The organism is Pseudomonas sp. MPC6 (genome assembly GCF_006094435.1).
Classification (GTDB): Bacteria; Pseudomonadota; Gammaproteobacteria; order Pseudomonadales; family Pseudomonadaceae; genus Aquipseudomonas.
The window spans coordinates 5946334-5972088 of the sequence record NZ_CP034783.1 but is presented as its reverse complement, the minus strand read 5'-3'; the positions used below and the strand labels follow the sequence as shown (position 1 = coordinate 5972088).

Genomic DNA, 25755 nt, shown 5'->3' with positions numbered 1-25755 from the left:
GCAGTTGACGGTTATTTTTTAAGTTGTACGATGACCTACAACTTCGGCGCAGGCTGAACGCTTTTCTCACACATAACGTCGCTACCCAGGGTGTTCGAATAATGAATCCACAAGAACTGAAGTCCATCCTCTCTTCCGGTCTGCTGTCTTTCCCGGTTACCGATTTCAATGCTCAGGGCGATTTCCATCGCGCGGGCTACATCAAGCGTCTCGAATGGCTGGCCCCATACGGCGCCTCGGCACTGTTCGCCGCAGGCGGCACCGGTGAGTTCTTCTCTCTGGCGGCCAGCGAATACTCGGAAATCATCAAGACCGCCGTCGACACCTGCGAAACCAGCGTGCCGATTCTGGCCGGTGTCGGCGGTTCGACCCGTCAAGCCATCGAATACGCTCAAGAAGCCGAGCGTCTGGGCGCCAAGGGCCTGTTGCTGTTGCCGCATTACCTGACCGAAGCCAGCCAGGACGGCGTGGCTGCCCACGTTGAAGCCGTGTGCAAATCGGTGAAAATCGGCGTGGTGGTTTACAACCGTAACGTCTGCCGCCTGACCGCGCCGCTGCTGGAACGCCTGGCCGAGCGCTGCCCGAACCTGATCGGCTACAAGGATGGCCTGGGCGATATCGAGTTGATGGTGTCGATCCGTCGCCGCCTCGGCGATCGCTTCAGCTACCTGGGCGGGCTGCCGACCGCGGAAGTCTACGCCGCAGCCTACAAGGCGCTGGGCGTACCGGTTTACTCGTCCGCGGTGTTCAACTTCATCCCGAAAACCGCGATGGATTTCTATCACGCCGTTGCCCGGGAAGATCACGCCACTGTCGGCAAGATCATCGACGACTTCTTCCTGCCGTACCTGGACATCCGTAACCGCAAGGCCGGTTACGCGGTGAGCATCGTCAAGGCCGGGGCAAAAATTGTCGGCTATGACGCAGGTCCTGTGCGTGCGCCGCTGACCGATCTGCTGCCGGAAGAGTACGAAGCTCTGGCCGCGCTGATCGACAAGCAGGGCGCCCAGTAAAAAAACCGATTGAGGAAGGCCGCTGAGCAATCAGCGGCCTTTTGCGTCAGGACTCTTATGTTCAGGAGAAAGATTGTGGCTGATACAAAGCGTTTCGATAACTACATCAACGGCCAATGGGTCACCGGTGCCGACTACAGCGCCAACATCAACCCATCGGAGTTGACCGATACCATCGGTGAATACGCCAAGGCCGATCTGGCTCAGGTCCACGCTGCCATCGACGCCGCTCGCGCCGCGTTCCCGGCCTGGTCCACTTCGGGCATTCAGGCTCGCCACGATTCACTGGATAAAGTCGGCACTGAAATCCTCGCCCGCCGCGAAGAGCTTGGCACTCTGCTGGCTCGGGAAGAGGGCAAGACCCTGCCCGAAGCCATCGGCGAAGTGACCCGCGCCGGCAACATCTTCAAGTTCTTCGCCGGTGAGTGCCTGCGCCTGTCCGGCGACTACCTGCCATCGGTACGTCCGGGCGTCAATGTGGAAGTCACTCGCGAAGCGCTGGGCGTGGTCGGTCTGATCACCCCGTGGAACTTCCCGATCGCGATCCCGGCGTGGAAAATCGCTCCGGCCCTGGCCTACGGCAACTGCGTGGTGCTGAAACCGGCGGACCTGGTACCGGGTTGCGCCTGGGCGCTGGCGGAAATCATCTCCCGCGCCGGCTTCCCGGCCGGCGTGTTCAACCTGGTGATGGGCAGCGGTCGAGTGGTGGGCGATGCGCTGGTGCAGAGCCCTAAAGTCGACGGCATCAGCTTCACCGGCTCGGTGGGTGTCGGTCGTCAGATCGCCGTCAACTGCGTGTCGCGCCAGGCCAAGGTGCAGTTGGAAATGGGCGGCAAGAACCCGCAGATCATTCTCGACGACGCCGACCTCAAGCAAGCGGTCGAACTGTCGGTGCAGAGTGCGTTCTACTCCACCGGCCAGCGTTGCACCGCTTCGAGCCGTTTCATCGTCACTGCCGGGATTCACGACAAGTTCGTCGACGCCATGGCCGAGCGCATGAAGTCGATCAAGGTCGGCCACGCGCTGAAAACCGGCACCGATATCGGTCCGGTCGTCTCGCAAGCCCAGCTTGAACAGGACTTGAAGTACATCGACATCGGTCAGTCCGAAGGTGCGCGTCTGGTCAGCGGCGGTGGTCTGGTGACCTGCGACACCGTAGGCTACTACCTTGCGCCAACGCTGTTTGCCGACAGCGAAGCCGCCATGCGCATCAGCCGCGAAGAGATCTTCGGCCCGGTGGCCAACATCGTGCGCGTGGCCGATTACGACGCTGCGCTGGAAATGGCCAACGACACCGAGTTCGGTCTGTCGGCGGGCATCGCCACCACGTCGCTGAAGTACGCCAACCACTTCAAGCGCCACTCCCAGGCCGGGATGGTGATGGTCAACCTGCCGACGGCGGGCGTGGACTACCACGTTCCATTCGGCGGGCGTAAAGGTTCATCCTATGGATCTCGCGAGCAAGGTCGCTATGCGCAAGAGTTCTACACGGTCGTGAAGACCAGCTACATCGGTTCCTGACAGGAAACGCCGCGGTATCGGCATCGATACCGCGACCCCCTGTAGGAGCTGGCTTGCCAGCGAAGGCGGCGTATCAGTCGACACAACTGTTGAATGACGCACCGCTTTCGCTGGCAAGCCAGCTCCTACAGAGGAGGCACACCCGTTTCACCCCGCATAAAAATAATCAGTGGGAGTACATCTACATGCAAGCGACCAAGCCAACCCACGTCCGCTATTTGATTTTGCTCATGCTGTTCCTGGTGACCACCATCAACTACGCCGACCGGGCCACTATCGCCATTGCGGGTTCCAGCCTGCAAAAAGACCTCGGCATCGACGCGGTCACCCTCGGGTATATCTTCTCCGCATTCGGTTGGGCCTACGTGGCCGGGCAAATTCCCGGTGGCTGGCTGCTGGACCGTTTCGGTTCGAAAAAAATCTACGCGCTGAGCATTTTCACCTGGTCGCTGTTCACCGTGCTGCAGGGCTATGTCGGCGAGTTCGGCATGTCTACGGCGGTGGTTGCGCTGTTCATGCTGCGCTTTTTGGTAGGCCTGGCCGAAGCGCCATCCTTCCCCGGTAACGCACGCATCGTCGCGGCCTGGTTCCCGACGGCGGAACGCGGCACGGCGTCGGCGATCTTCAACTCGGCGCAGTACTTTGCCACCGTGTTGTTCGCACCGTTGATGGGCTGGATTGTCTACAGCTTCGGCTGGCAGCACGTGTTTATCGTCATGGGCGTGATCGGCATCATTTTCTCGGGGATCTGGCTGAAAGTTATCCACAGCCCGCGCCAGCATCCGATGATCAATGAAGCCGAGTTCAAGCACATCGCCGACAACGGCGGCATGGTCGACATGGACCAGGACAAAGGCAAAGGCAAAAAGGTCGACGGTCCGAAGTGGGACTACATCCGCCAGTTGCTGACCAACCGCATGATGCTCGGCGTGTATCTGGGCCAATATTGCATCAACGGCATCACCTACTTCTTCCTGACCTGGTTCCCGGTGTATCTGGTGCAGGAACGCGGCATGACCATCCTCAAGGCTGGTTTCATTGCCTCGCTGCCGGCCATTTGCGGCTTCATTGGTGGCGTGCTGGGCGGGGTGATTTCCGATTATCTGCTGCGCAGAGGCCATTCCCTGACCTTCGCCCGCAAGGCGCCGATCATTGCCGGTTTGCTGGTCTCCAGCAGCATCGTGGCCTGTAACTACGTGGACGTCGAATGGATGGTGGTCGGCTTCATGGCCTTGGCCTTCTTCGGTAAAGGCGTTGGCGCATTGGGCTGGGCGGTCGTGTCCGACACCTCGCCGAAACAGATCGCCGGTTTGAGCGGTGGCCTGTTCAACATGTTCGGCAACATCGCTTCCATCACCACCCCGATCGTCATCGGTTACATCATCAGTTCCACCGGCTCGTTCAAATGGGCGCTGGTGTTCGTCGGTTGCAACGCACTGGTTGCAGTGTTCAGCTATCTGGTGATCGTTGGCCCGATCAAACGTGTGGTGTTGAAAGAGCCGCCTGTCAGCGGCCCTGAAACCAACAGCAAACTATCCCAAGCGCATTCCTGAGGAGCGGCGTCATGCAGTTGATTGAACATTCCGACTCGCCGCGCTACATCCGCCTGCACGAGCGGGACAACGTGGTCATTGTGGTCAACGATCAGGGGGTGCCGGCCGGCACCGAGTTTGCGGACGGCCTGGTCACCCTGGACTTCGTGCCGCAGAGCCACAAGGTCACCCTGGAGGATATTCCCGAGGGCGGCCAGGTGATTCGCTACGGCCAGACCATTGGCTACGCGTTACACCCGATTCCACGCGGCAGCTGGGTCAAGGAAGATCAACTGCGCATGCCGACCGCGCCACCGCTGGACAGCTTGCCGCTGTCCACCGAGGTGCCGGCGGCACAGGCGCCGCTGGAAGGCTTTACGTTCGAGGGGTACCGCAACGCCGACGGCACCGTCGGCACGCGCAACATTCTTGGGATTACCACGACCGTGCAGTGCGTCACGGGTGTGCTGGACCATGCGGTCAAGCGCATCAAGGACGAGTTGCTGCCCAAGTACCCGAACGTCGATGACGTGGTGGCGCTGACCCACAGCTACGGCTGCGGTGTGGCGATTACCGCGACTGACGCGTACATCCCGATCCGCACCGTGCGCAACCTGGCGCGCAACCCGAACCTGGGTGGCGAAGCCTTGGTCATTAGCCTGGGGTGCGAGAAGTTGCAGGCCGGGCAGGTGATGCACGAGAACGACAGCTCGGTGGATTTGAGCGAACCCTGGCTGTACCGCTTGCAGGATTCCAGTCATGGCTTCAGCGAGATGATCGAGCAGATCATGGCGCTGGCCGAGACCCGTTTGAAGAAGCTCGATCAGCGTCGCCGGGAAACCGTGCCGGCGTCAGAATTGATCCTCGGCATGCAGTGCGGTGGCAGCGATGCGTTCTCCGGCATCACCGCCAACCCGGCGCTGGGCTACGCCTCGGACTTGTTGCTGCGGGCTGGCGCGACGGTGATGTTCTCCGAAGTCACTGAAGTGCGCGACGCCATTTACCTGCTGACGTCCCGCGCCGAAACCGAAGAAGTCGCCCAGGAACTGGTGCGGGAAATGGACTGGTACGACCGTTACCTGGCCAAGGGCGAGGCGGATCGCAGCGCCAACACCACGCCGGGCAACAAGAAGGGCGGGTTGTCGAACATCGTCGAGAAGTCACTGGGCTCGATCGTCAAGTCCGGCAGCAGTGCAATCAATGGGGTGCTTGGCCCTGGCGAGCGCTTCAAGCGCAAAGGGCTGATTTTCTGCGCGACGCCGGCCAGTGATTTTGTCTGCGGAACCTTGCAACTGGCGGCGGGGATGAACTTGCATGTGTTCACTACCGGTCGCGGCACGCCTTATGGTTTGGCGATGGCACCGGTGGTGAAGGTCTCGACCCGGACCGAACTGGCGCAGCGCTGGCCGGACCTGATCGACATCGATGCCGGACGGATCGCGACCGGGCGGGCTTCGATCGAGGACCTTGGGTGGGAGTTGTTCCACTACTACCTGGATGTGGCCAGCGGCAAGAAGCAAACGTGGGCGGAGCGGCACAAGCTGCATAACGACATTACCTTGTTCAACCCGGCGCCGATCACGTAAGACCGAGTCGACTGCTTCGCTGGCAAGCCAGCTCCTACAGGATTTGCGTCGAGCACAAAATATGCGTACGACGCGGACCTGTAGGAGCTGGCTTGCCAGCGAAGGCGTTCTACCAGACGCCAACGTCCCAGGTGGCTTATCATTCGCCCCCTGACGACGCCCACCCAAGGTGACCCCCGGCATGCTGGCTATCTTCCTCGAAACCCTGAACATCACCGCGCCGGTGTTTGCCATGCTGTTTCTGGGGGTGCTGCTCAAGCGCATCGACTGGATCAACGACAACTTCATTCACACCGCGTCAGCCCTGGTGTTCAACGTCACCATGCCGGCATTGCTGTTCCTGGGCATCCTGCATGCCGACCTGCACGCCGCGTTGCAACCGGCACTGCTGATCTACTTCTCTATCGCCACCCTGGTCTGTTTTGCCATTGCCTGGGGCTGGGCGATCTGGAAGTGCCCACGGGAAGACCGGGGCATCTACACCCAGGGTGCGTTTCGCGGCAACAATGGAGTGATCGGCCTGGCGCTGGCAGCGAGCATGTACGGTGACTATGGGATTTCCCTGGGGGCGATTCTCGCGGCACTGGTGATCCTGCTCTACAACACGCTTTCGACCATCGTGCTGGCGGTGTACAGCCCGGTGATCAAGTCCGACCCGTGGAGCATCTTTAAAAGCGTGATGATCAACCCGCTGATCATCAGCGTGTTTACGGCGGCGCCGTTTGCCTACTTCAAGATCGGTTTGCCGGGTTGGCTGGAGACCTCGGGGCAGTACCTGGCGCAAACCACCTTGCCCTTGGCGTTGATCTGCATCGGCGGCACCCTGTCGCTGGCGGCACTGCGCAAAAGCGGCTCGATGGCGCTGAGTTCAAGCCTGGTGAAGATGATCAGCCTGCCGATCCTGGCGACGCTGGGGGCCTGGCTCTGGGGGTTTCGCGGGGCGGAACTGGGCATTCTGTTCCTGTACTTCGGCAGTCCGACCGCCGCGGCCAGCTTTGTCATGGCCCGCCAGGCCAATGGCAATCACGAACTGGCGGCGGCGATCATCGTGATCACCACCTTGATGGCGGCGGTCACCACCAACGTCGGGATTTTTTTGTTGCAGTGGGGCGGGTGGATCTAGCTTCCGGATTTGTTGTGTTTTATCGGGCCTCTTCGCGAGCAAGCCCGCTCCCACATTTGATCTCCACCCACACAAAATTTGGGTACGACTCGGTCAAATGTGGGAGCGGGCTTGCTCGCGAAGACGGCCGAACGATCACCACCAATACCGACGATTACTCCGGCTTCTTGTAGCTATCGATCACTTCCTGCGCCGCCCGAAACGCGTCGATGGCCGCCGGCACTCCGGCATACACCGCGCAATGCAGCAGCGCCTCGCGAATTTCCTCCACGGTGCAACCGTTGTTCAGCGCACCGCGCACATGGCCTTTCAGTTCCTGCGGACACTTCAACGCCGTCAGCGCGGCGAGGGTGATCAGGCTGCGGGTTTTCAGTGGCAGGCCTTCGCGGTTCCAGACGCCGCCCCAGGCATGCTCGTTGACGAAGTCCTGCAGGGGCTGGGTGAACTCGGTGGCATTGCCCAGCGCGCGATCGACGAAAGCGTCGCCCATCACTTGGCGGCGGACTTCAACGCCAGGCTTTTTATTATCGGTCACGGCAATTCCCTCTTGTGGTGTTGGCGACGCCAGGCGCGCAGCGACGTGAACAGCAAATACGCCACCAGTGCCGGCAGGACGAAAAACAGCATCAGGTGTTCAAGCTTGCCGGCCAACGGCATACCCGTGGTGAACGACACCACATGCAGGCCGTACGCCAGGTACAGGCCCAGAAATAGCAGGCCTTCGGCCCGGGTCATCCGGTAGCCGGAATAGAACACCGGCAGGCACAGCGCTGCGACGCCGAGCATGACCGGCAAATCGAAATCCAGGGCATTGGGCGACACCGACAGCGGCGACGGCGCAATCAGCGCGGTAAAGCCCAGCACGCCCAGAAGATTGAACAGGTTGCTGCCGACCACGTTGCCCACGGCGATCTCACGTTCTCCGCGCAACGCCGCGATCAACGAGGTGGCCAGTTCCGGCAGGGAGGTGCTGACGGCAACGATGGTCAGGCCGATGATCCGCTCGGAAAGCCCAAGATCGGTGGCGACCGACACCGCGGCGCCCAACAGCAGATGCCCGGCGTACACCAGCATTGCCAGCCCGACGACGATCATCAGCAGGCTGCTGAACCACGGCGCTTGCGCCACATCCTGGGTAGTCGATTGCGGACGGGCCGAGTGCCGCGACTGGCGCAGCAGCAAGCCCAGATACAGCACCAGCGCTGCCAGCAGCAGCACGCCGTCGACCCGGGTCAGCTCTTCATTCCACGCCAGTATGAACACCAGCAGGCTGGCGCCGATCATCAGCGCAATATCCAGGTGCACCAGTTGCCGTGACACCCGCAGCGGGATAATCAGCGCCGAGAGCCCGAGGGTGACGAGGATGTTGAAAATGCTGCTGCCGATCACGCTGCCGACGGCGATGTCGGCGTTGTGCGCCAGGGTCGCTTGCAGGCTGACCGCCATCTGCGGCGCGCTGCTGCCGAGGGCGACGATGGTCAGGCCGATGATCAGCGGGCGAACATGCAGCCGCGCGGCCAGGCGCACGGCGGCGCGCACCATCAGTTCGGCGCCGGCGATCAGTAACAACAGGCCGCTGAGCAGTTCAATCACGCTGAGCAGGGGTAAATCGGCAAGTCCGAAGATGGTCGAGGCTCCGTCGGTCAGTCGAGGGCTTGCACACGAACCCGTGCGGTACCGCTTCTGAGCATGCCCAGGCGTTCGGCAGCCTCGTGTGAAACATCGATCAGACGCCCACGGGTATGTGGCCCGCGATCGTTGATGCGCACTACACAGGATTTATCGTTGTTCAGGTTGGTGACTTTCACCCGTGTGCCAAAGGGTAGCTGACGGTGAGCGGCGGTCAGGGCATTTTTGTTGAAGCGCTCGCCACTGGCGGTGCGTTTGCCTTGGTGTCTGGCGCCGTAATAGGAGGCGGTGCCGGTCTTGTCGTAGCCGTGTGGATCGATGATGTCGTTGCTGGAACAACCGGCCAGCAGGGAGAGCAGGGCGCAGGCACTGAGTAGACGTTTCATTCAAAGGTTTCCCGAAGCAACTGTAGGAGCGAGCTTGCTCGCGAAGGTGTGTCAGCTACTAAGATGTCGACTGATACTCCATCGCGAGCAAGCTTGCTCCTACAGGGGGGTGAGCCAGGCTTGAGTGCTGGCTCCATTGCAATCAGCCTTCGAGCTTGCTTTTCAGCAGCTCATTGACCTGTTGCGGGTTGGCCTTGCCTTTGGACGCTTTCATGGCCTGGCCGACGAAGAAGCCGAACATCTTGCCGCGTTTGGCTTCGTCTGCCGCGCGGTATTGCTCGACCTGTTCGGCATTGGCCGCGAGCATCTCGTCCAGCACTGCCGAGATGGCGCCGCTGTCGGTCACTTGCTTGAGGCCGCGCTTGTCGATGATCTCGTCCGCGCTGCCTTCGCCGTTGGCCATGGCTTCGAACACCACCTTGGCGATCTTGCCGGAGATGGTGTTGTCCTTGATGCGCAGCAGCATGCCGCCCAGTTGCTCGGCCGAGACCGGCGACTGGTCGATGTCCAGGCCCTGTTTGTTCAACAGGCTGCCCAACTCGACCATCACCCAGTTGGCCGCCAGCTTGGCGTCGCCGCTGATGACCACGACTTTTTCGAAGTAATCGGCTTGCTCGCGGCTGGTGGCCAGGACGCTGGCGTCGTAGACCGACAGGCCGAACTGCGCCTGGAAACGCTCGCGTTTCTGCGGTGGCAATTCCGGCAGGGTGGCGCGCACCTCGTCGAGGAACGAGTTCTCGATGACCACCGGCAGCAGATCCGGATCGGGGAAGTAACGGTAGTCGTTGGCTTCCTCTTTGCTGCGCATCGGCCGGGTTTCGTCCTTGTTCGGATCGTACAGGCGGGTCTGCTGGATCACCCTGCCGCCGTCTTCGATCAGTTCGATCTGGCGTTGCACTTCGGTGTTGATCGCCTTCTCGATGAAGCGGAACGAGTTGACGTTCTTGATCTCGCAGCGCGTGCCGAACTCAACCTGGCCTTTCGGGCGGATCGACACGTTGCAGTCGCAGCGCAGCGAACCTTCGGCCATGTTGCCGTCGCAAATGCCCAGGTAACGCACCAGCGCGTGGACAGCCTTGACGTAAGCCACGGCTTCCTTGGCGCTGCGCATGTCCGGTTCGGAGACGATTTCCAGCAGCGGCGTGCCGGCGCGGTTCAGGTCGATGCCGGTGGCGCCGGTGAACTCTTCGTGCAGGCTCTTGCCGGCGTCTTCTTCAAGGTGCGCGCGAGTGATGCCGACGCGCTTGACCGTGCCGTCTTCAAGGGCGATGTCCAGGTGGCCCTTGCCAACGATCGGCAACTCCATCTGGCTGATCTGGTAGCCCTTGGGCAGGTCCGGGTAGAAGTAGTTCTTGCGGGCGAACACGTTGTGCTGGCCGATCTCGGCGTCGATCGCCAGGCCGAACATCACCGCCATGCGCACCGCTTCCTGGTTCAGCACCGGCAGTACGCCGGGCATGCCCAGGTCGACCAGGCTGGCCTGGGTGTTCGGCTCGGAGCCGAAGGTGGTGGAACTACCGGAAAAAATTTTCGACCGGGTGGTGAGCTGGGTATGAATCTCCAGCCCGATCACGACTTCCCATTGCATGTGTTTCTCCTCAGAAGCCGGTTGGGGTGCGGGTGTGCCAGTCAGTGTTCAACTGATACTGATGGGCAACGTTCAACAGGCGACCTTCCTGGAAATACGGGGCGAGCAATTGCACGCCGACCGGCAGCCCGTCGACGAAACCTGCAGGCATGGACAAGCCCGGCAGGCCGGCGAGGTTGGCGGTGATGGTGTAGACGTCTTCCAGGTACGCAGCGACCGGGTCGCTGTTCTTGGCGCCGAGCTTCCAGGCCGGGTTCGGCGTGGTCGGGCCGAGGATGATGTCGACCTCGTTGAAGGCGGCCATGAAATCGTTCTTGATCAGGCGACGAATCTTCTGCGCCTTCAGGTAGTAGGCGTCGTAGTAACCGGCCGACAGCGCGTAGGCACCGACCATGATCCGGCGCTGCACTTCCGGGCCGAACCCTTCGCCGCGGGAACGCTTGTACAGGTCGATCAGGTTTTTCGGATCTTCACAGCGGTAGCCGAAACGCACGCCGTCGAAACGCGACAGGTTGGAGGAGGCTTCCGCCGGAGCGATCACGTAGTACGCAGGGATCGCGTGCTGCATGTTCGGCAGGCTGATTTCCTTGACCACGGCGCCGAGCTTTTCCAGCTCCTTGACGCTGTTGTGGATCAGCTCGGCAATGCGCGGGTCGAGGCCGGCACCGAAGTATTCCTTCGGCACGCCGATGCGCAGGCCTTGCAGCGAACCGTTGAGGCTGGCGCTGTAATCCGGCACGGGCTCGTCGATGCTGGTGGAGTCCTGCGGGTCGAAACCGGCCATGCCTTGCAGCAGGATCGCGCAGTCTTCGGCCGTGCGAGCCAACGGGCCGCCCTGATCGAGGCTGGAGGCGTAGGCGATCATGCCCCAGCGCGAAACGCGACCGTACGTCGGTTTCAGGCCGGTGAGGTTGGTCAGCGCGGCGGGCTGACGAATCGAACCGCCGGTGTCGGTGCCTGTCGCCGCCGGCAACAGACGAGCGGCAACCGCCGCCGCCGAACCGCCGGACGAACCGCCCGGCACGTGCTCCAGGTTCCACGGGTTTTTCACCGGGCCGTAGTAGCTCGACTCGTTGGCCGAACCCATGGCGAATTCGTCCATGTTGGTCTTGCCCAGGGTCACGGCGCCGGCAGCGGCCAGTTTGGCCACCACGGTGGCGTCGTACGGCGCCTTGAAGTTATCGAGCATCTTCGAGCCGCAGCTGGTGCGGATGCCCTGGGTGCAGAACAGGTCTTTATGGGCGATCGGCGCGCCGAGCAGGGCACCGTTCTCGCCATTGGCCCGGCGGGCGTCAGCGGCTTTGGCCTGCTGGAGCGCGAGGTCTTCGGTGAGGCTGATGAAGCTGTTGAGCTGCGGATCGAGCTGGGTAATGCGCGCCAGCAGGACCTTGGTCAGCTCTTCGGAAGAAAACTTTTTGTCGGCGAGACCGCGGGCGATCTCGGCCAGAGTCAATTGATGCATTGCAGGCTCTTTCCCTTTAGTCGATGACTTTCGGAACCAGGTACAGGCCGTTTTCGACCGCTGGTGCGATGGACTGGTAGGCCTCGCGATGATCGGTCTCGGTCACGACGTCTGCGCGCAGGCGCTGGCTGGCTTCCAGTGGGTGGGCGAGCGGCTCGATACCGTCGGTATTGACCGCCTGCATTTCGTCGACCAGCCCGAGAATGCTGTTCAGGGCCGAAGTGATGTGTGGAAGATCGGCATCATTGAGGCCGAGGCAGGCCAGATGAGCGATTTTTTCCACGTCGGAGCGTTCAAGCGCCATGGGAATCTCCAGTGGAAAACAGAACGGACGGCGTCCGTGTGTTAGATTGGTCGGAACACTACCGCATTTCTACGGTCATAAGGCCGCGATTGTGGGGTTTGGTGCACGGAAAAGCGGCCAATTTAACATATTGGCGCCTTGCCCAAAATCCCTGTCGTTGTTAGAGTTTGCCGCACTTTTTTACCCACGCGTTGCCTAGGGTCCTTTCCCCATGTTCAAGAAACTGCGTGGCATGTTTTCCAGCGATCTCTCCATTGACCTGGGCACTGCCAACACCCTTATTTACGTGCGCGAGCGCGGAATCGTTCTGAATGAGCCATCGGTTGTGGCCATTCGGACACACGGTAACCAGAAAAGTGTCGTTGCCGTCGGCACCGAGGCCAAGCGCATGCTCGGCCGTACGCCAGGTAACATTGCTGCCATTCGTCCGATGAAAGACGGCGTTATCGCCGACTTCAGCGTCTGTGAAAAGATGCTGCAATATTTTATCAACAAAGTTCACGAAAACAGTTTTTTGCAACCCAGCCCTCGCGTGTTGATTTGCGTCCCGTGCAAATCCACCCAGGTTGAGCGTCGTGCCATCCGTGAATCGGCCCTCGGTGCCGGTGCCCGTGAAGTCTTCCTGATCGAAGAGCCGATGGCGGCCGCGATCGGTGCCGGTTTGCCGGTTGAAGAAGCTCGCGGCTCGATGGTTGTCGATATCGGTGGCGGTACCACTGAAATCGCGCTGATCTCCCTGAACGGTGTGGTGTACGCCGAATCCGTACGGGTTGGCGGCGACCGCTTCGACGAAGCGATCATCACTTACGTGCGTCGCAACTACGGCAGCCTGATCGGCGAGTCCACCGCCGAGCGCATCAAGCAGGAAATCGGTACCGCCTACCCGGGTGGCGAAGTTCGTGAAGTCGACGTTCGCGGCCGTAACCTGGCCGAAGGCGTTCCACGCGCCTTCACCCTGAACTCCAATGAAGTGCTGGAAGCTCTGCAAGAGTCCCTGGCCACCATCGTTCAGGCAGTGAAAAGTGCGCTGGAGCAATCGCCGCCGGAACTGGCGTCCGATATCGCCGAGCGTGGCCTGGTGCTGACCGGTGGTGGCGCCTTGCTGCGCGACCTCGACAAGTTGCTGGCCCAGGAAACCGGCCTGCCGGTGATCGTTGCCGAAGACCCGCTGACCTGCGTCGCTCGCGGCGGTGGCCGTGCCTTGGAAATGATGGATAAACACACCATGGACCTGCTTTCCAGCGAGTGATATCGCCGGTTGCATCTATGCTGTTGGCGCGCAGGCAGCACTTTGCAGTGCTGCCTGTTGCGTTTATCTTCTGTCAGTCTGCATCCAGGCCGGTCTGCCTATGAATAACGAGAACATTTGCCTGGGAGGAGCGGCTTATTAAACCGCTTTTCACCAAAGGGCCTTCACTGGGCGTGCGCTTGTTGGTGCTGGTCGTGCTATCGGTCGCGCTGATGGTGGTCGATGCCCGCTTCACACTGCTCAAGCCGGTGCGTAGCCAAATGTCGCTGGTGCTGATGCAGTCTTACTGGATCACCGACCTGCCGCAGCGGCTATGGCAAGGTGTGGCCAGCCAGTTTGGCAGCCGTACCGAACTCGTCGCGGAAAACGAAAAACTCAAGACCGAAAACCTGCTGTTGCAGGGCCGCATGCAAAAGCTTGCCGCCTTGACCGAGCAGAACGTGCGGCTGCGCGAGTTGCTCAACTCCTCGGCGCTGGTCAACGAGAAGGTCGAAGTCGCCGAGCTGATCGGCATGGACCCCAACCCCTTCACCCATCGCATCATCATCAACAAGGGTGAGCGCGACGGTGTCGTGCTCGGTCAGCCGGTGCTCGACGCCCGCGGCCTGATGGGCCAGGTGGTCGAATTGATGCCCTACACCTCCCGCGTGCTGCTGCTGACCGACACCACGCACAGCATCCCGGTGCAAGTGAACCGCAACGGCCTGCGGGCGATCGCCAGCGGCACCGGCAACCCGGAACGCCTGGAACTGCGTCACGTGGCAGACACGGCCGACATCAAGGAAGGCGATCTGCTGGTCAGCTCCGGTCTCGGTCAGCGTTTCCCGGCGGGTTACCCGGTGGCCACGGTCAGGGAAGTGATCCACGACTCAGGGCAGCCGTTCGCCATTGTTCGCGCCGTACCGACCGCCGCCTTGAACCGCAGCCGTTATCTGTTGCTGGTGTTCAGTGACAGCCGCACCGCCGAAGAACGCGCCAACGATGCCGCCCAGGCCCAGGAAGCGCTGGATCAGCACGGCGGTGGACCGATCATTCCCACGACCGTGCCCAGACCTGCTGCCGTCATTCCGTCTGCCGTTGTCGCTCCGGCCGCCCCGGTTGCTCCGGTGATTGTGCCTGCCGCCGCCAAGCCGGTCGCCACCAAACCTGCCGCCACCAAGCCGCCCGCCGCCAAACCACCGACAGCTCAACCCGCTGCCGTGAGGCCTGCCGCCAAACCGCCTGTCTCCGCGCCGGCTACCCCTGGGGGAAGAGAATAATGGTCGGTATTACCGCCTCCCGAAACGGCTGGATAGTCTGGCTGACGTTTGCCATCGGCCTGCTGCTCAGCGTCTCGCCGTTGCCGCAATTCATGGAAATCCTGCGCCCCCTGTGGCTCGCCTTGCTGCTGGCGTTCTGGGCGTTGGCCTTGCCGCAGAAAGTCGGCATGGTGACCGCGTGGTGCCTGGGCCTGGCCGAAGACGTGCTGTATGGCACGCTGCTGGGCCAGAATGCGTTGATCCTGACGCTCATCACCTACCTGGTGCTGGCGCTGCAACAGCGCCTGCGGATGTTCCCGATGTGGCAGCAGAGCCTGGTGATCCTGGTGATCTTCGGCCTCGCGCAGCTGGTTCAGCTATGGCTCAGCGCCCTGACCGGCAATCGTCAGCCAACGCTGGCGCTGGTCTTGCCGGCACTGGTCAGTGCGTTGCTCTGGCCTTGGGTCAGCTACGGTTTGCGTGGATTGCGTCGACGTTACAGAATCAATTGATTCGGTCAGGCATTGGCCCGTACCGGTGCCCTGCCAAGGAACAGTATGTGTGCGGCAGGGCGCTAAACAGGGAGATGTCTTGATGAAACAGCTGTACCTCGCCTCTGGCTCGCCGCGTCGGCGTGAACTGCTCACGCAGATCGGCGTGCCGTTCTCCGTCATCAGTGCGGACATCGATGAAACCCCTTTGAATCTTGAATCGCCGTCGGCCTATGTCGAACGCCTCGCGCGTGGCAAGGCTGAAGCCGGGCGCCGGTTGGTCGTGTCCGATGCAGATTGCTGTGTGCTCGGTGCCGATACCGCCGTGGTGCTGGACGGGAAAATTCTCGGCAAGCCGGTTGATGAAGTTGAAGCTTGCGCCATGCTTATGATGTTGTCCGGACATGAGCATGAAGTGCTGACGGCGATCGCGGTGCTCGAGGGTGAACATTGCGAATCCCGGGTGGTGCGCAGTCTGGTGCGTTTTCGCCCCATCGACCGCGAGGAAGCGCTGGCCTACTGGGCCAGCGGCGAACCGCGGGACAAGGCGGGCGGCTACGGCATTCAAGGGTTGGGCGCGGTATTTGTCGCCCAGTTGAATGGAAGCTATTCGGCGGTCGTCGGACTGCCGCTGTGCGAAACCTCGGAGCTGCTCGGCCATTTCGGCATACCCTGTTGGCAAACCCTTAACGCGCGCTGAGCGTCGTACTGACAAGATGCGGCCATTATCGTGAATATGCCTGAACGAGACCCTGCCATGAGTGAAGAGATCCTGATCAACATCACGCCGATGGAATCGCGCGTGGCGGTGGTTGAAAACGGTGTTCTGCAAGAGGTTCACGTCGAACGCACGCAAAAGCGCGGCATCGTCGGCAACATTTACAAAGGTAAGGTCGTGCGGGTATTGCCCGGCATGCAGGCGGCTTTCGTCGACATCGGCCTGGACCGCGCCGCGTTCATTCACGCTTCGGAAATTTCCCTGCGTGAAGGCCCGACGGTCGAGAGCATCAGTGCGCTGGTCCATGAAGGCCAGAGCCTGGTGGTGCAAGTCACCAAGGACCCGATTGGTTCCAAAGGCGCACGCCTGACCACTCAGCTGTCGATTCCATCGCGCTACCTGGTGTACATGCCGCGCACTGCCCACGTCGGCATTTCGCTGAAGATCGAAGACGAAGCCGAGCGCGATCGCCTCAAGCAAGTGGTCACCGATTGTGTCGCCGCGGAGGGCATCAAGGAAGCCGGCGGTTTCATCCTGCGTACCGCTGCCGAAGGTGCCGGCGCCGATGAAATCCTCATGGACATCCGCTACCTGCGCCGGCTCTGGGACCAGATCAACGACCAGATCAAGACCATCAGTGCGCCAAGTGTGATTTACGAAGACCTCGGCCTGGCGCTGCGCACCCTGCGTGACCTGGTCAGCCCGAAGATCGAGAAGATCCGCATCGATTCCCGCGAGACCTTTCAGAAAACCACGCAATTCGTTGCTGAACTGATGCCGGAAATCGCCGATCGCCTGGAGCATTACCCTGGCGAGCGACCGATCTTCGACCTGTACGGCGTCGAAGACGAAATCCAGAAAGCCCTCGAGCGTAAAGTGCCGCTGAAGTCCGGCGGCTATCTGGTGGTGGATCCGGCGGAAGCCATGAGCACCATCGACGTCAACACCGGGGCCTTCGTCGGTCATCGCAACCTCGAAGAAACCATCTTCAAGACCAACCTCGAAGCCGCCACCGCCATCGCCCGTCAGCTGCGCCTGCGCAATCTGGGCGGGATCATCATCATCGACTTCATCGACATGGAAGACGAAGAGCATCAGCGCCAAGTGCTGCGCACCCTGGAGAAACAGCTGGAGCGCGATCACGCCAAGACCAACATCATCGGGATCACCGAGTTGGGCCTGGTGCAGATGACCCGCAAGCGTACCCGCGAAAGTCTGGAGCAAGTGCTGTGCGAACCCTGCAGCAGTTGCCAGGGCCGCGGCAAGCTGAAGACCCCGGAAACCGTTTGCTACGAAATTTTCCGCGAAATCCTCCGCGAAGCGCGCGCTTATCAGGCCGAAGGCTATCGTGTATTGGCGAACCAGAAAGTCGTCGACCGTTTGCTCGATGAGGAGTCGGGCAATGTCGCCGAGCTGGAAGGTTTTATCGGACGCACCATTCGGTTCCAGGTGGAAACCATGTATTCGCAGGAACAATACGACGTGGTGCTGCTCTGAATCGTCGTGTTTTAACCCTACTGGAACAGCTGGCCTCAGCTTTTTGCATTGTCTTTGCCATGGGAGCCAACTGACATGGACCGTCTGACACGCATACTGGCCGCACTGACCCGCTGGGGTCTGGGCCTGTGCGCGTTGGTCCTGGTGCTGATGGCACTTTACGTCAGCCTCGGCCGGGAGTTGACCCCCCTGGTGGCCGAATACCGCGCCGAAGTCGAAACCAAAGCCGGTGCTGCGTTGGGCATGCCGCTGCATATCGGCGAACTGGAAGGCAACTGGAGCGGTTTCGCGCCGATTCTGTTCGCTCACGACGTGATGGTCGGCGAGGGCGCCAATGCCCTGCGTCTGGATCAGGTGCGTGCGGTACCGGATCTCTGGGCCAGCCTGCTGGCACGGGAGGTGCGCATCGCTCACCTGGAGCTCGATGGCCTGAAAATCAGCCTCAAGGAAGGCGCGGACGGTCACTGGGCGCTGGAAGGTCTGCCGGTACAGCAGGATCAGCCGCTTGATCCGCAGCAGCTGCTCAATCGCCTGCAAATGGTCCGGCAGCTGTCAGTGCTCGACAGCCAGATCACCTTGCAGCCACTGGATCAGCCACCGCTGACCCTGACTTACGTCGGCTTGAGTCTGACAACCGGTGCCTCCCGCCAGCGACTCGACGCCCGCCTGACCCTGCCCGACGGCCAACCGGTGGCCATGAGTCTGCGTACGCGTATTCGCGCCAGCGAGTGGAAGGACGGCGAGGCGGACGCCTACCTGAGCCTGCCGCAAAGCGACTGGTCGAAATGGCTGCCGGAGCGCCTGACCCAGCAGTGGAATTTCTCCGAGATCAAGGCGGGCGGCGAGCTCTGGCTGAACTGGGGCAAGGGCGCCCTGCAAAGCGCCGCACTGCGTTTGAATGCGCCGCAACTCAAGGGCGCCTACGCCGAGCGCAAGCCGATCCAGATCAACAATCTGGCACTCAACGGTTATTTCCAGCGCAGTGCCGAAGGCTTCCTCGCGAGCCTGGATTCCCTGGCCATGAACCTTGGCGAGACGCGCTGGGAGTCGCGTTTGCAACTCAAGGGGAGCGTGGCCACCGACAAGACCGAAGAGCTCTGGCATCTGCAGGCCGACCGCCTCGACCTCACCGCGCTCACGCCTCTGCTGAATGCCTTGGGGCCACTGCCCCAGGGTGTTTCCACGGCGGTGGAGCGGCTGAAGGTGACCGGTGGTTTGCGCAATGTGCTGATCGATTTCCGGCCCAACGCCACCGACGACAGCAAGTTCAGCTTTGCCGCCAACCTCGATCGGGTCGGCTTCGATGCCTATCACGGCGCGCCAGCGGCGCGTAACGTCAGCGGCAGTATCAGCGGTGACCTTGGGCGCGGTGAGTTGCGCATGGACAGCAAGGATTTTTCCCTGCACCTGGACCCGATCTTCGCCAAGCCCTGGCAATACCTCCAGGCCAACGCAACCTTGAACTGGAAGCTTGATAAAGAAGGCTTCACCCTGATTGCGCCCTATCTCAAGGTGCTGGGCGAAGAGGGCAAGATCGCCGGCGATTTCCTGATCCGCCTGCATTTCGATCGCACGCAGGAAGATTATATGGACCTGCGGGTCGGCCTGGTGGACGGCGATGGCAAGTACACCGCCAAGTACTTGCCGACAATGCTCAGCCCGGCGCTGGACGAATGGCTGCGTACGGCGATTCTCAAAGGCGCAGTGGACCAGGGCTTCTTCCAGTATCAGGGTTCGTTGAACAAGGGCGCGGCGGACGCGGATCGCAGCATCAGCCTGTTCTTCAAGGTGCACGATGCCGAGCTGGCCTTCCAGCCGGGCTGGCCACATGTCAGCAAGGTCACGGGTGACGTGTTCGTCGAAGACAGCGGCGTGCGCATCCTGGCCAGCAAGGGCCAATTGCTCGACACCCAGGTCCGCGACATTTACGTCAATATCCCTCACGTAGCGAGTGGCAAAACCAGCCACCTGTTGCTCGACGGCGCGTTCGCCGGCGGCTTGGGCGATGGCCTGAAGATTCTGCAACAAGCACCGATCGGCACCGCCCAGACCTTTGCCGGTTGGGAAGGCGAGGGTGATCTGCAGGGCAAGCTGAAACTGGATATCCCCTTGGCCAAAGGCGAACAGCCGAAGATCCTCGTCGATTTCAAGACCGCCAAGGCCCGCCTGAAACTGGCCGAGCCGAGCCTGGAACTGACCCAGCTCAAGGGCGATTTCCGTTTCGACAGCGCCAAGGGCTTGAGCGGGAAGAACATCAGCGCTCGCGCCTTCGACAAACCGGTCAGCGCGCAGATTTTCGCCGATGGCAGCCCGGGCAACCTCAAGACCCGCGTTGCCGCCTCGGGTCAGGTCGAGGTGAAGAAACTCACGGACTGGTTGAGCGTCACCCAGCCGCTACCAGTGTCCGGCTTGATTCCCTATCAGCTGCAATTGAATCTTGAGGGTGACAACAGTCAATTGATGGTCAGTTCCAGCCTCAAGGGCGTGGCGCTCGATTTGCCCGCGCCGTTCGGCCTGGCCGCCGATGTGGGGCGTGACACTACCTTTCGTATGACGTTGCAAGGTCCGCAGCGGCGTTATTGGGTCAACCACGGCGAGCTGGCCAACTTCACCTTCGCGGCGCCGCCCGGCAATTTTGCCGACGGTCGCGGTGAGTTGATCGTCGGTGGCGGCAATGCCGTGCTGCCCGGTGCCAAAGGCCTGCGGGTGCGTGGCGCGCTGCCGGAACTGGATGTCGGACCGTGGAAGGATCTGCTGGACAAATACGCCGGCCAGGACCCGGGCGGTAATGCCAAGCAGTTGCTCAACAGCGTGGACTTCAAGGTAGGCAAGCTCAGCGGGGTCGGTACCACCCTCGATCAGGCTGACATTCAGCTGAACCGCAAACCGAGCGCGTGGGCCTTGCAACTCGATAGTCAGCAGGTCAAAGGGGGCGCCAGCGTTCCCGATGCCAAAGCCGCGCCGATTGCGGTCAATCTGCAATACGTGCGTTTACCCGCGCCGGATCCGACAGTGCTGGCTGACGAAAACTCGCCTGATCCGCTGGCCGCGGTAGACCCGACGAAAATCCCGGCGCTGGATATCACCATCAATCAACTGTTCCAGGGCAAGGATCTGGTGGGCGGCTGGTCGCTGAAAGTACGTCCGACCGCCAAGGGCATCGCCTTCAATACGCTGGACCTGGGCCTCAAGGGGATTCTGTTGCAGGGCAGCGGCGGTTGGGAAGGCACGCCAGGCTCCTCCAGCAGCTGGTTCAAGGGCCGGGCCAGTGGCAAGAACCTCGCCGATGTGCTCAAAGGCTGGGGCTTTGCACCGAGCGTCACCAGTGAAAATTTCCATATGGACGTCGACGGTCGCTGGCCTGGTTCGCCGGCGTGGCTGGCCACCAAGCGCTTCTCCGGAACCCTCGACGCCTCGTTGAATAAAGGCCAGTTTGTCGAAGTCGAGGGCGGCGCCCAGGCATTGCGGGTGTTCGGACTGCTGAATTTCAACTCCATCGGCCGCCGCCTGCGCCTGGACTTCTCCGACCTGTTTGGCAAAGGCCTGAGTTACGATCGGGTCAAAGGCCTGCTGGTGGCGACCAACGGCGTGTACGTCACCCGTGAACCCATCCGGTTGACCGGTCCGTCGAGCAATCTTGAGCTCAACGGCACCCTGGACCTGGTAGGGGACAGGGTGGATGCCAAGTTGCTGGTGACCTTGCCGGTGACCAACAACCTGCCGATCGCCGCACTGATCGTCGGCGCACCGGCCATTGGCGGGGCGCTTTTCCTGATCGACAAGCTGATCGGTGATCGCGTGGCACGTTTTGCCAGCGTGCAATACAGCGTCAAGGGGCCGTGGAAAGATCCGAAAATCACCTTCGACAAGCCTTTTTGAAATCCCGTCCCTGGCCCGATGGAGTAGCATGGCCGTAGCGACGCAATCCCCTGTAGGAGCCGGCTTGCCGGCGAAGGCGTCTTCATGGGCGGTGCAAGGCTCGAGGCCGCCTTCGCTGGCAAGCCAGCTCCTACAAGGTCTGCGTTAACTCCAGATCAGGAAAAAACCATGTCTGTAGCGGTGATTCAAATGGTCAGCCAGAGCGATGTGCTGGCCAATCTGGCCCAGGCCCATCGCTTGCTCGAGGAAGCGGCCGCGGGTGGTGCGCGCCTGGCCGTGCTGCCGGAAAATTTCGCCGCCATGGGGCGTCGCGACGTTGCCGACATCGGCCGCGCCGAGGCAGCGGGCGAAGGACCGATCCTGCCATGGTTGAAACAGACCGCACGCGACCTCAACTTATGGATAGTGGCCGGCACATTGCCGCTGCCGCCGGTGGATCAACCGACGGCGAAAGTGCATGCCTGCTCGTTGCTGGTGAACGACCGGGGCGAAACGGTGGCGCGCTACGACAAGCTGCATTTGTTCGACGTGGATGTGGCGGACAATCGCGGGCGTTATCGCGAATCCGATGACTATGCTTATGGCAGTGGTGTGGTGGTGGCGGACACGCCCGTCGGTCGAGTCGGCCTGACGGTGTGTTACGACTTGCGATTTCCAGAGCTTTACAGTGAATTGCGTGCCGCCGGCGCGGAGTTGATTACCGCACCGTCGGCCTTTACCGCGGTGACCGGCGCGGCCCATTGGGACGTGCTGATTCGCGCACGAGCGATCGAGACCCAATGTTACGTGCTCGCGGCCGCCCAGGGTGGGACCCATCCGGGGCCACGGGAAACCTGGGGGCATGCCGCAATCATCGACCCTTGGGGGCGGGTATTGGCACAAAAGGATCAAGGCGAGGCCGTGCTGCTGGCCGAACGCGATAGCAGCGAACAGGCGTCCATCAGGGCGCGGATGCCGGTGTCCAGTCACCGGCGCTTTTTCTCGCAGGGCGCACAGCGACCTGCCCGGAACGACGAATTTAAGGCGTAAAGCATATGAGCGAGTTGTTGTCCTCAGTCAGTGAACACCTCCTGGCGCCCGGTGGCGTAACGATAGAGAGCCTGCAAGGGGTGCTCGGCGACCTGGCCGGTCCAGGCATCGATGCGGCCGACCTGTATTTCCAGGGGCAGATTTCCGAGTCCTGGGCGCTGGAAGACGGCATCGTCAAGGAAGGCAGTTTCAACCTCGACCAGGGTGTCGGCGTGCGGGCGCAATCGGGTGAAAAAACCGGATTTGCCTACAGCAACGCCATTACCCTGGAAGCGTTGGGGGCGGCGGCACGCGCCGCCCGTTCGATCTCCCGCGCCGGGCAGAACGGCACGGTGCAGGCGTTTACCACCCAGGACGTGGCCCAGTTGTACGGGCCGGATAACCCGCTGGAAGTGCTGACCCGCGCCGAGAAAGTCGAGTTGCTCAAGCGCATCGACGTCGCGACCCGCGCCCTCGATCCGCGTATCCAGCAAGTCACCGTCAGCATGGCCGGGGTCTGGGAGCGCATTCTGGTGGCGTCCACCGACGGCGGCCTGGCGGCGGATGTGCGGCCGCTGGTGCGCTTCAACGTCAGCGTGATCGTCGAGCAGAACGGTCGCCGCGAACGCGGCGGTCATGGCGGTGGCGGGCGTACCGATTACCGTTATTTCCTCGGCGAAGACCGCGCCATGGGCTACGCCCGTGAAGCCCTGCGTCAGGCGCTGGTCAACCTTGAGGCCATTCCGGCGCCGGCCGGTACCTTGCCGGTGGTGCTGGGCTCGGGCTGGTCCGGCGTATTGCTGCACGAAGCGGTGGGTCACGGTCTGGAAGGCGATTTCAACCGCAAGGGCAGCTCCGCCTACAGCGGGCGCATGGGTGAGATGGTTGCGTCCAAACTCTGCACCATCGTCGATGATGGCACGCTGGCCGGTCGTCGTGGCTCGCTGAGCGTCGACGATGAAGGCACCCCGACCGAGTGCACCACGCTGATCGAAAACGGCGTGCTCAAAGGCTACATGCAGGACAAGCTCAACGCCCGCCTGATGGGCGTGGCCCGCACCGGTAACGGTCGCCGTGAATCCTACGCGCACCTGCCGATGCCTCGCATGACCAATACCTACATGCTGGCGGGCGAAAGCGATCCGGCGGAAATCATCGCCTCGGTGAAACGCGGCATTTACTGCGCGAACCTCGGCGGTGGTCAGGTGGACATCACCAGCGGCAAGTTCGTGTTCTCCACCAGCGAGGCGTACCTGATCGAAGACGGCAAGATTACCGCCCCGGTCAAAGGCGCGACGTTGATCGGCAATGGGCCGGAAGCCATGAGCAAAGTGTCGATGGTCGGTAACGACCTGGCGCTGGACAGCGGCGTGGGGACGTGTGGCAAGGATGGGCAGTCGGTGCCGGTGGGTGTCGGCCAGCCAACGCTGAAAATCGATGCGATCACTGTGGGTGGCACAGGATCGTAAGGGGCTCTGAAAACGTGAAGCTTCGGGTGAGTTGCGAGGCAACCCACCCGATTCGGGACTCAGCGCAAACCGCGTTGAGTCTCGTCCAGCTCACGGATGTACTTGAAGATCTTACGGCTCGAGGCCGGTGGCTTGTTGGTCGCCAGTTCGTGCTGGGCCTGACGGATCAGGGAGCGCAATTGCTGACGATCAGCCTCCGGGTAGTCGAGCACGAACTTCTCCAGGACGCCGTCGTCGCCTGCGATCAAGCGATCGCGCCAGCGTTCCAGGCCATGGAAACGTTCGTTGTACTGCCGGGTGGAGGCATCGAGTTGATCGAGCAGAGTCAGAATGGCGTCAGTGTCCTGATCGCGCATCAGCTTGCCGATGAACATGAGGTGCCGTTTACGCGCGATATTCGCGGTGTGCTTGGGCGCATCGGCCAGGGCCCGGCGCATGGCGTCGGTCAATGGCAGTTTTGCCAGCAAGTCAGGCTTGAGCGTTGTAAGGCGTTCGCCGAGGCCAACCAGAGCATGCAGCTCGCGTTTGACCTGGGATTTGCTTTTTTCTCCCGTATCGAGGGAGTCGTCGTAAGAATCAACCATGGTGGCCGTCCGCAAAGAAACGCCGCCATGATAACCAGTCGGGGGCCGCTTGTCCGGCCCGGTCGCTCGAAGGCCTTACCGAAAGCAGAATTTGAGTGGAGAACAGCATGAGTGCAGTTGAAAGCGTCGGCCCACAAGCGTTGCCGGCACTGCAAGAACAAGTCGAGCAGATCATCGCTGAAGCCAAGCGCCAGGGCGCCAGTGCCTGTGAAGTGGCGGTGTCCCTGGAGCAGGGGCTGTCCACGACCGTGCGCCAGCGTGAAGTCGAAACCGTCGAATTCAACCGCGACCAGGGTTTTGGCATCACGCTGTATGTCGGCCAGCGCAAAGGTTCGGCGAGTACTTCGGCCAGTGGCCCCGAGGCGATTCGCGAGACCGTCGCTGCCGCGCTGGCCATCGCCAAGCACACCTCGGAAGACGAAGCCGCAGGCCTGGCCGATGCCGCGCTGATGGCCAAGGATCTGCACGATTTCGACCTGTTCCACCAGTGGGACATCACCCCGGAACAAGCCATCGAGATGGCTTTGACCTGTGAAGCGGCGGCGTTTGCCGCCGACAGCCGGATCAAGAACGCCGATGGCACCAGCCTCAGTACCCACCAGGGTTGCCGCGTTTACGGCAATAGCCATGGGTTTGTCGGTGGCTACGCATCGACTCGCCACAGTCTGAGCTGCGTCATGATCGCCGAGGCCGACGGCCAGATGCAGCGCGATTACTGGTACGACGTGAACCGTCAGGGCAACCTGCTGGCCGACCCGGTGAGCATTGGCCAGCATGCCGCGCAACGGGCGGCCAGCCGTCTGGGCGCGCGTCCGGTGCCGACCTGCGAAGTGCCGGTGCTGTTTTCCGCGGAACTGGCCGGTGGTCTGTTCGGCAGTTTCCTCTCGGCAATTTCCGGCGGCAGCCTGTACCGCAAATCGTCCTTCCTCGAGGGCACGCTGGGGCAGAAACTGTTCCCGGAATGGCTGACCATCGATGAGCGTCCGCATTTGATGCGCGCACTGGGCAGCGCGGCGTTCGATGGTGATGGCCTGGCGACCTATGCCAAACCGTTCGTCGAAAAAGGCGAGCTGGTGTCCTACATCCTCGGCACCTATTCCGGTCGCAAACTCGGCATGCCGAGCACCGCCAACGCCGGCGGCGTGCACAACCTGTTCGTCACCCACGGCGACGAAGACCAGGCTGCCCTGCTGCGGCGCATGGGGCGCGGCCTGCTGGTGACCGAACTGATGGGCCAGGGCCTGAACATGGTCACCGGCGATTACTCCCGTGGAGCGGCGGGTTACTGGGTCGAAAACGGCGAAATCCAGTTTGCGGTCCAGGAAGTGACCATCGCCGGCAACATGCGCGACATGTTCAAGCAGATCGTCGCGGTGGGCAATGATCTGGAACTGCGCAGCAACATTCGCACCGGGTCGGTGTTGATCGAGAAGATGATGGTGGCGGGTAGCTAACCCCCGACCGTTACACAAAAAAGG

21 protein-coding genes are annotated in these 25755 nt (G+C 61.7%); 14 read left to right on the top strand and 7 right to left on the bottom strand.

The genetic code is table 11. The annotated features are described in order from the left end of the window. Positions 1-101: 101 nt before the first annotated feature. The 5 genes from kdgD (at position 102) to ELQ88_RS29805 (ending at position 6775) form a co-directional block, all read left to right on the top strand. Positions 102-1013 (top strand): 5-dehydro-4-deoxyglucarate dehydratase, encoded by a 912-nt coding sequence (gene kdgD / locus ELQ88_RS29825; protein ID WP_128873031.1) that lies wholly within the window; start codon positions 102-104, stop codon positions 1011-1013. Between the two features lie 75 nt (positions 1014-1088). After that, the gene (locus tag ELQ88_RS29820) at positions 1089-2534 is read left to right on the top strand and encodes an aldehyde dehydrogenase family protein (RefSeq protein WP_138969105.1); all 1446 of its coding nucleotides are present in this window, start codon (positions 1089-1091) and stop codon (positions 2532-2534) included. A gap of 179 nt (positions 2535-2713) precedes the next feature. After that, positions 2714-4087 carry an MFS transporter gene (locus ELQ88_RS29815; RefSeq protein ID WP_346342827.1) on the top strand — a complete coding sequence of 458 codons (1374 nt, stop codon included), beginning with the start codon at positions 2714-2716 and terminating at the stop codon, positions 4085-4087. Between the two features lie 11 nt (positions 4088-4098). Next, on the top strand, positions 4099-5652 hold the full coding sequence (gene garD / locus ELQ88_RS29810; protein ID WP_128873028.1) for a galactarate dehydratase: 1554 nt from the start codon (positions 4099-4101) through the stop codon (positions 5650-5652). A 181-nt stretch (positions 5653-5833) separates the two neighbouring features. Then, positions 5834-6775 carry an AEC family transporter gene (locus ELQ88_RS29805; RefSeq protein ID WP_128873027.1) on the top strand — a complete coding sequence of 314 codons (942 nt, stop codon included), beginning with the start codon at positions 5834-5836 and terminating at the stop codon, positions 6773-6775. Positions 6776-6929: 154 nt separating this feature from the next. Here the strand turns inward: ELQ88_RS29805 and ELQ88_RS29800 are convergent, their stop codons facing one another. From ELQ88_RS29800 to gatC, 6 genes are all read right to left on the bottom strand, one after another. Beyond that, complete coding sequence (locus ELQ88_RS29800; protein WP_128873026.1) at positions 6930-7310, bottom strand: carboxymuconolactone decarboxylase family protein; 381 nt, start codon at positions 7308-7310, stop codon at positions 6930-6932. After that, entirely contained in the window at positions 7307-8368 is a 1062-nt protein-coding gene (locus ELQ88_RS29795; RefSeq protein ID WP_128873025.1) for a calcium/sodium antiporter, read from the bottom strand. The genes ELQ88_RS29800 and ELQ88_RS29795 overlap by 4 nt, the downstream gene beginning before the upstream one ends. Positions 8369-8418: 50 nt before the next feature. Next, on the bottom strand, positions 8419-8790 hold the full coding sequence (locus tag ELQ88_RS29790; RefSeq protein ID WP_128873024.1) for a septal ring lytic transglycosylase RlpA family protein: 372 nt from the start codon (positions 8788-8790) through the stop codon (positions 8419-8421). Between the two features lie 142 nt (positions 8791-8932). Next, entirely contained in the window at positions 8933-10378 is a 1446-nt protein-coding gene (gatB, locus tag ELQ88_RS29785) for an Asp-tRNA(Asn)/Glu-tRNA(Gln) amidotransferase subunit GatB (RefSeq protein ID WP_138969103.1), read from the bottom strand. Positions 10379-10388: 10 nt separating this feature from the next. After that, the gene (gene gatA, locus ELQ88_RS29780; protein WP_128873022.1) at positions 10389-11840 is read right to left on the bottom strand and encodes an Asp-tRNA(Asn)/Glu-tRNA(Gln) amidotransferase subunit GatA; all 1452 of its coding nucleotides are present in this window, start codon (positions 11838-11840) and stop codon (positions 10389-10391) included. A 16-nt stretch (positions 11841-11856) separates the two neighbouring features. Further along, positions 11857-12144: an Asp-tRNA(Asn)/Glu-tRNA(Gln) amidotransferase subunit GatC gene (gene gatC / locus ELQ88_RS29775; RefSeq protein WP_045061473.1), complete on the bottom strand. Its 288-nt coding sequence runs from the start codon at positions 12142-12144 to the stop codon at positions 11857-11859. A gap of 211 nt (positions 12145-12355) precedes the next feature. Between gatC and mreB the strand changes: the two genes are divergently transcribed. The 8 genes from mreB to tldD all read left to right on the top strand — a co-directional run bounded on the left by mreB (position 12356) and on the right by tldD (position 23693). After that, positions 12356-13393 carry a rod shape-determining protein MreB gene (gene mreB / locus ELQ88_RS29770; protein WP_002555108.1) on the top strand — a complete coding sequence of 346 codons (1038 nt, stop codon included), beginning with the start codon at positions 12356-12358 and terminating at the stop codon, positions 13391-13393. A 137-nt stretch (positions 13394-13530) separates the two neighbouring features. Further along, complete coding sequence (mreC, locus tag ELQ88_RS29765) at positions 13531-14652, top strand: rod shape-determining protein MreC (RefSeq protein WP_138969102.1); 1122 nt, start codon at positions 13531-13533, stop codon at positions 14650-14652. Beyond that, positions 14652-15143, top strand: a complete 492-nt coding sequence (mreD, locus tag ELQ88_RS29760) for a rod shape-determining protein MreD (protein WP_064679735.1) — start codon at positions 14652-14654, stop codon at positions 15141-15143. The genes mreC and mreD overlap by 1 nt, the downstream gene beginning before the upstream one ends. An 82-nt stretch (positions 15144-15225) precedes the next feature. Next, positions 15226-15822, top strand: a complete 597-nt coding sequence (locus tag ELQ88_RS29755; protein ID WP_138969101.1) for a nucleoside triphosphate pyrophosphatase — start codon at positions 15226-15228, stop codon at positions 15820-15822. 57 nt (positions 15823-15879) lie between these two features. Continuing rightward, positions 15880-17337: a ribonuclease G gene (gene rng / locus ELQ88_RS29750; protein ID WP_064679733.1), complete on the top strand. Its 1458-nt coding sequence runs from the start codon at positions 15880-15882 to the stop codon at positions 17335-17337. 75 nt (positions 17338-17412) lie between these two features. Beyond that, entirely contained in the window at positions 17413-21216 is a 3804-nt protein-coding gene (locus ELQ88_RS29745; RefSeq protein WP_138969100.1) for a YhdP family protein, read from the top strand. 168 nt (positions 21217-21384) lie between these two features. Next, positions 21385-22245: a carbon-nitrogen hydrolase family protein gene (locus tag ELQ88_RS29740; protein ID WP_128873019.1), complete on the top strand. Its 861-nt coding sequence runs from the start codon at positions 21385-21387 to the stop codon at positions 22243-22245. 5 nt (positions 22246-22250) lie between these two features. After that, positions 22251-23693 (top strand): metalloprotease TldD, encoded by a 1443-nt coding sequence (tldD, locus tag ELQ88_RS29735; protein WP_128873018.1) that lies wholly within the window; start codon positions 22251-22253, stop codon positions 23691-23693. A gap of 59 nt (positions 23694-23752) precedes the next feature. Here the strand turns inward: tldD and yjgA are convergent, their stop codons facing one another. Continuing rightward, complete coding sequence (gene yjgA / locus ELQ88_RS29730; protein ID WP_128873017.1) at positions 23753-24277, bottom strand: ribosome biogenesis factor YjgA; 525 nt, start codon at positions 24275-24277, stop codon at positions 23753-23755. Between the two features lie 107 nt (positions 24278-24384). Between yjgA and pmbA the strand changes: the two genes are divergently transcribed. Continuing rightward, on the top strand, positions 24385-25731 hold the full coding sequence (gene pmbA, locus ELQ88_RS29725; RefSeq protein ID WP_128873016.1) for a metalloprotease PmbA: 1347 nt from the start codon (positions 24385-24387) through the stop codon (positions 25729-25731). Positions 25732-25755: the final 24 nt, after the last annotated feature.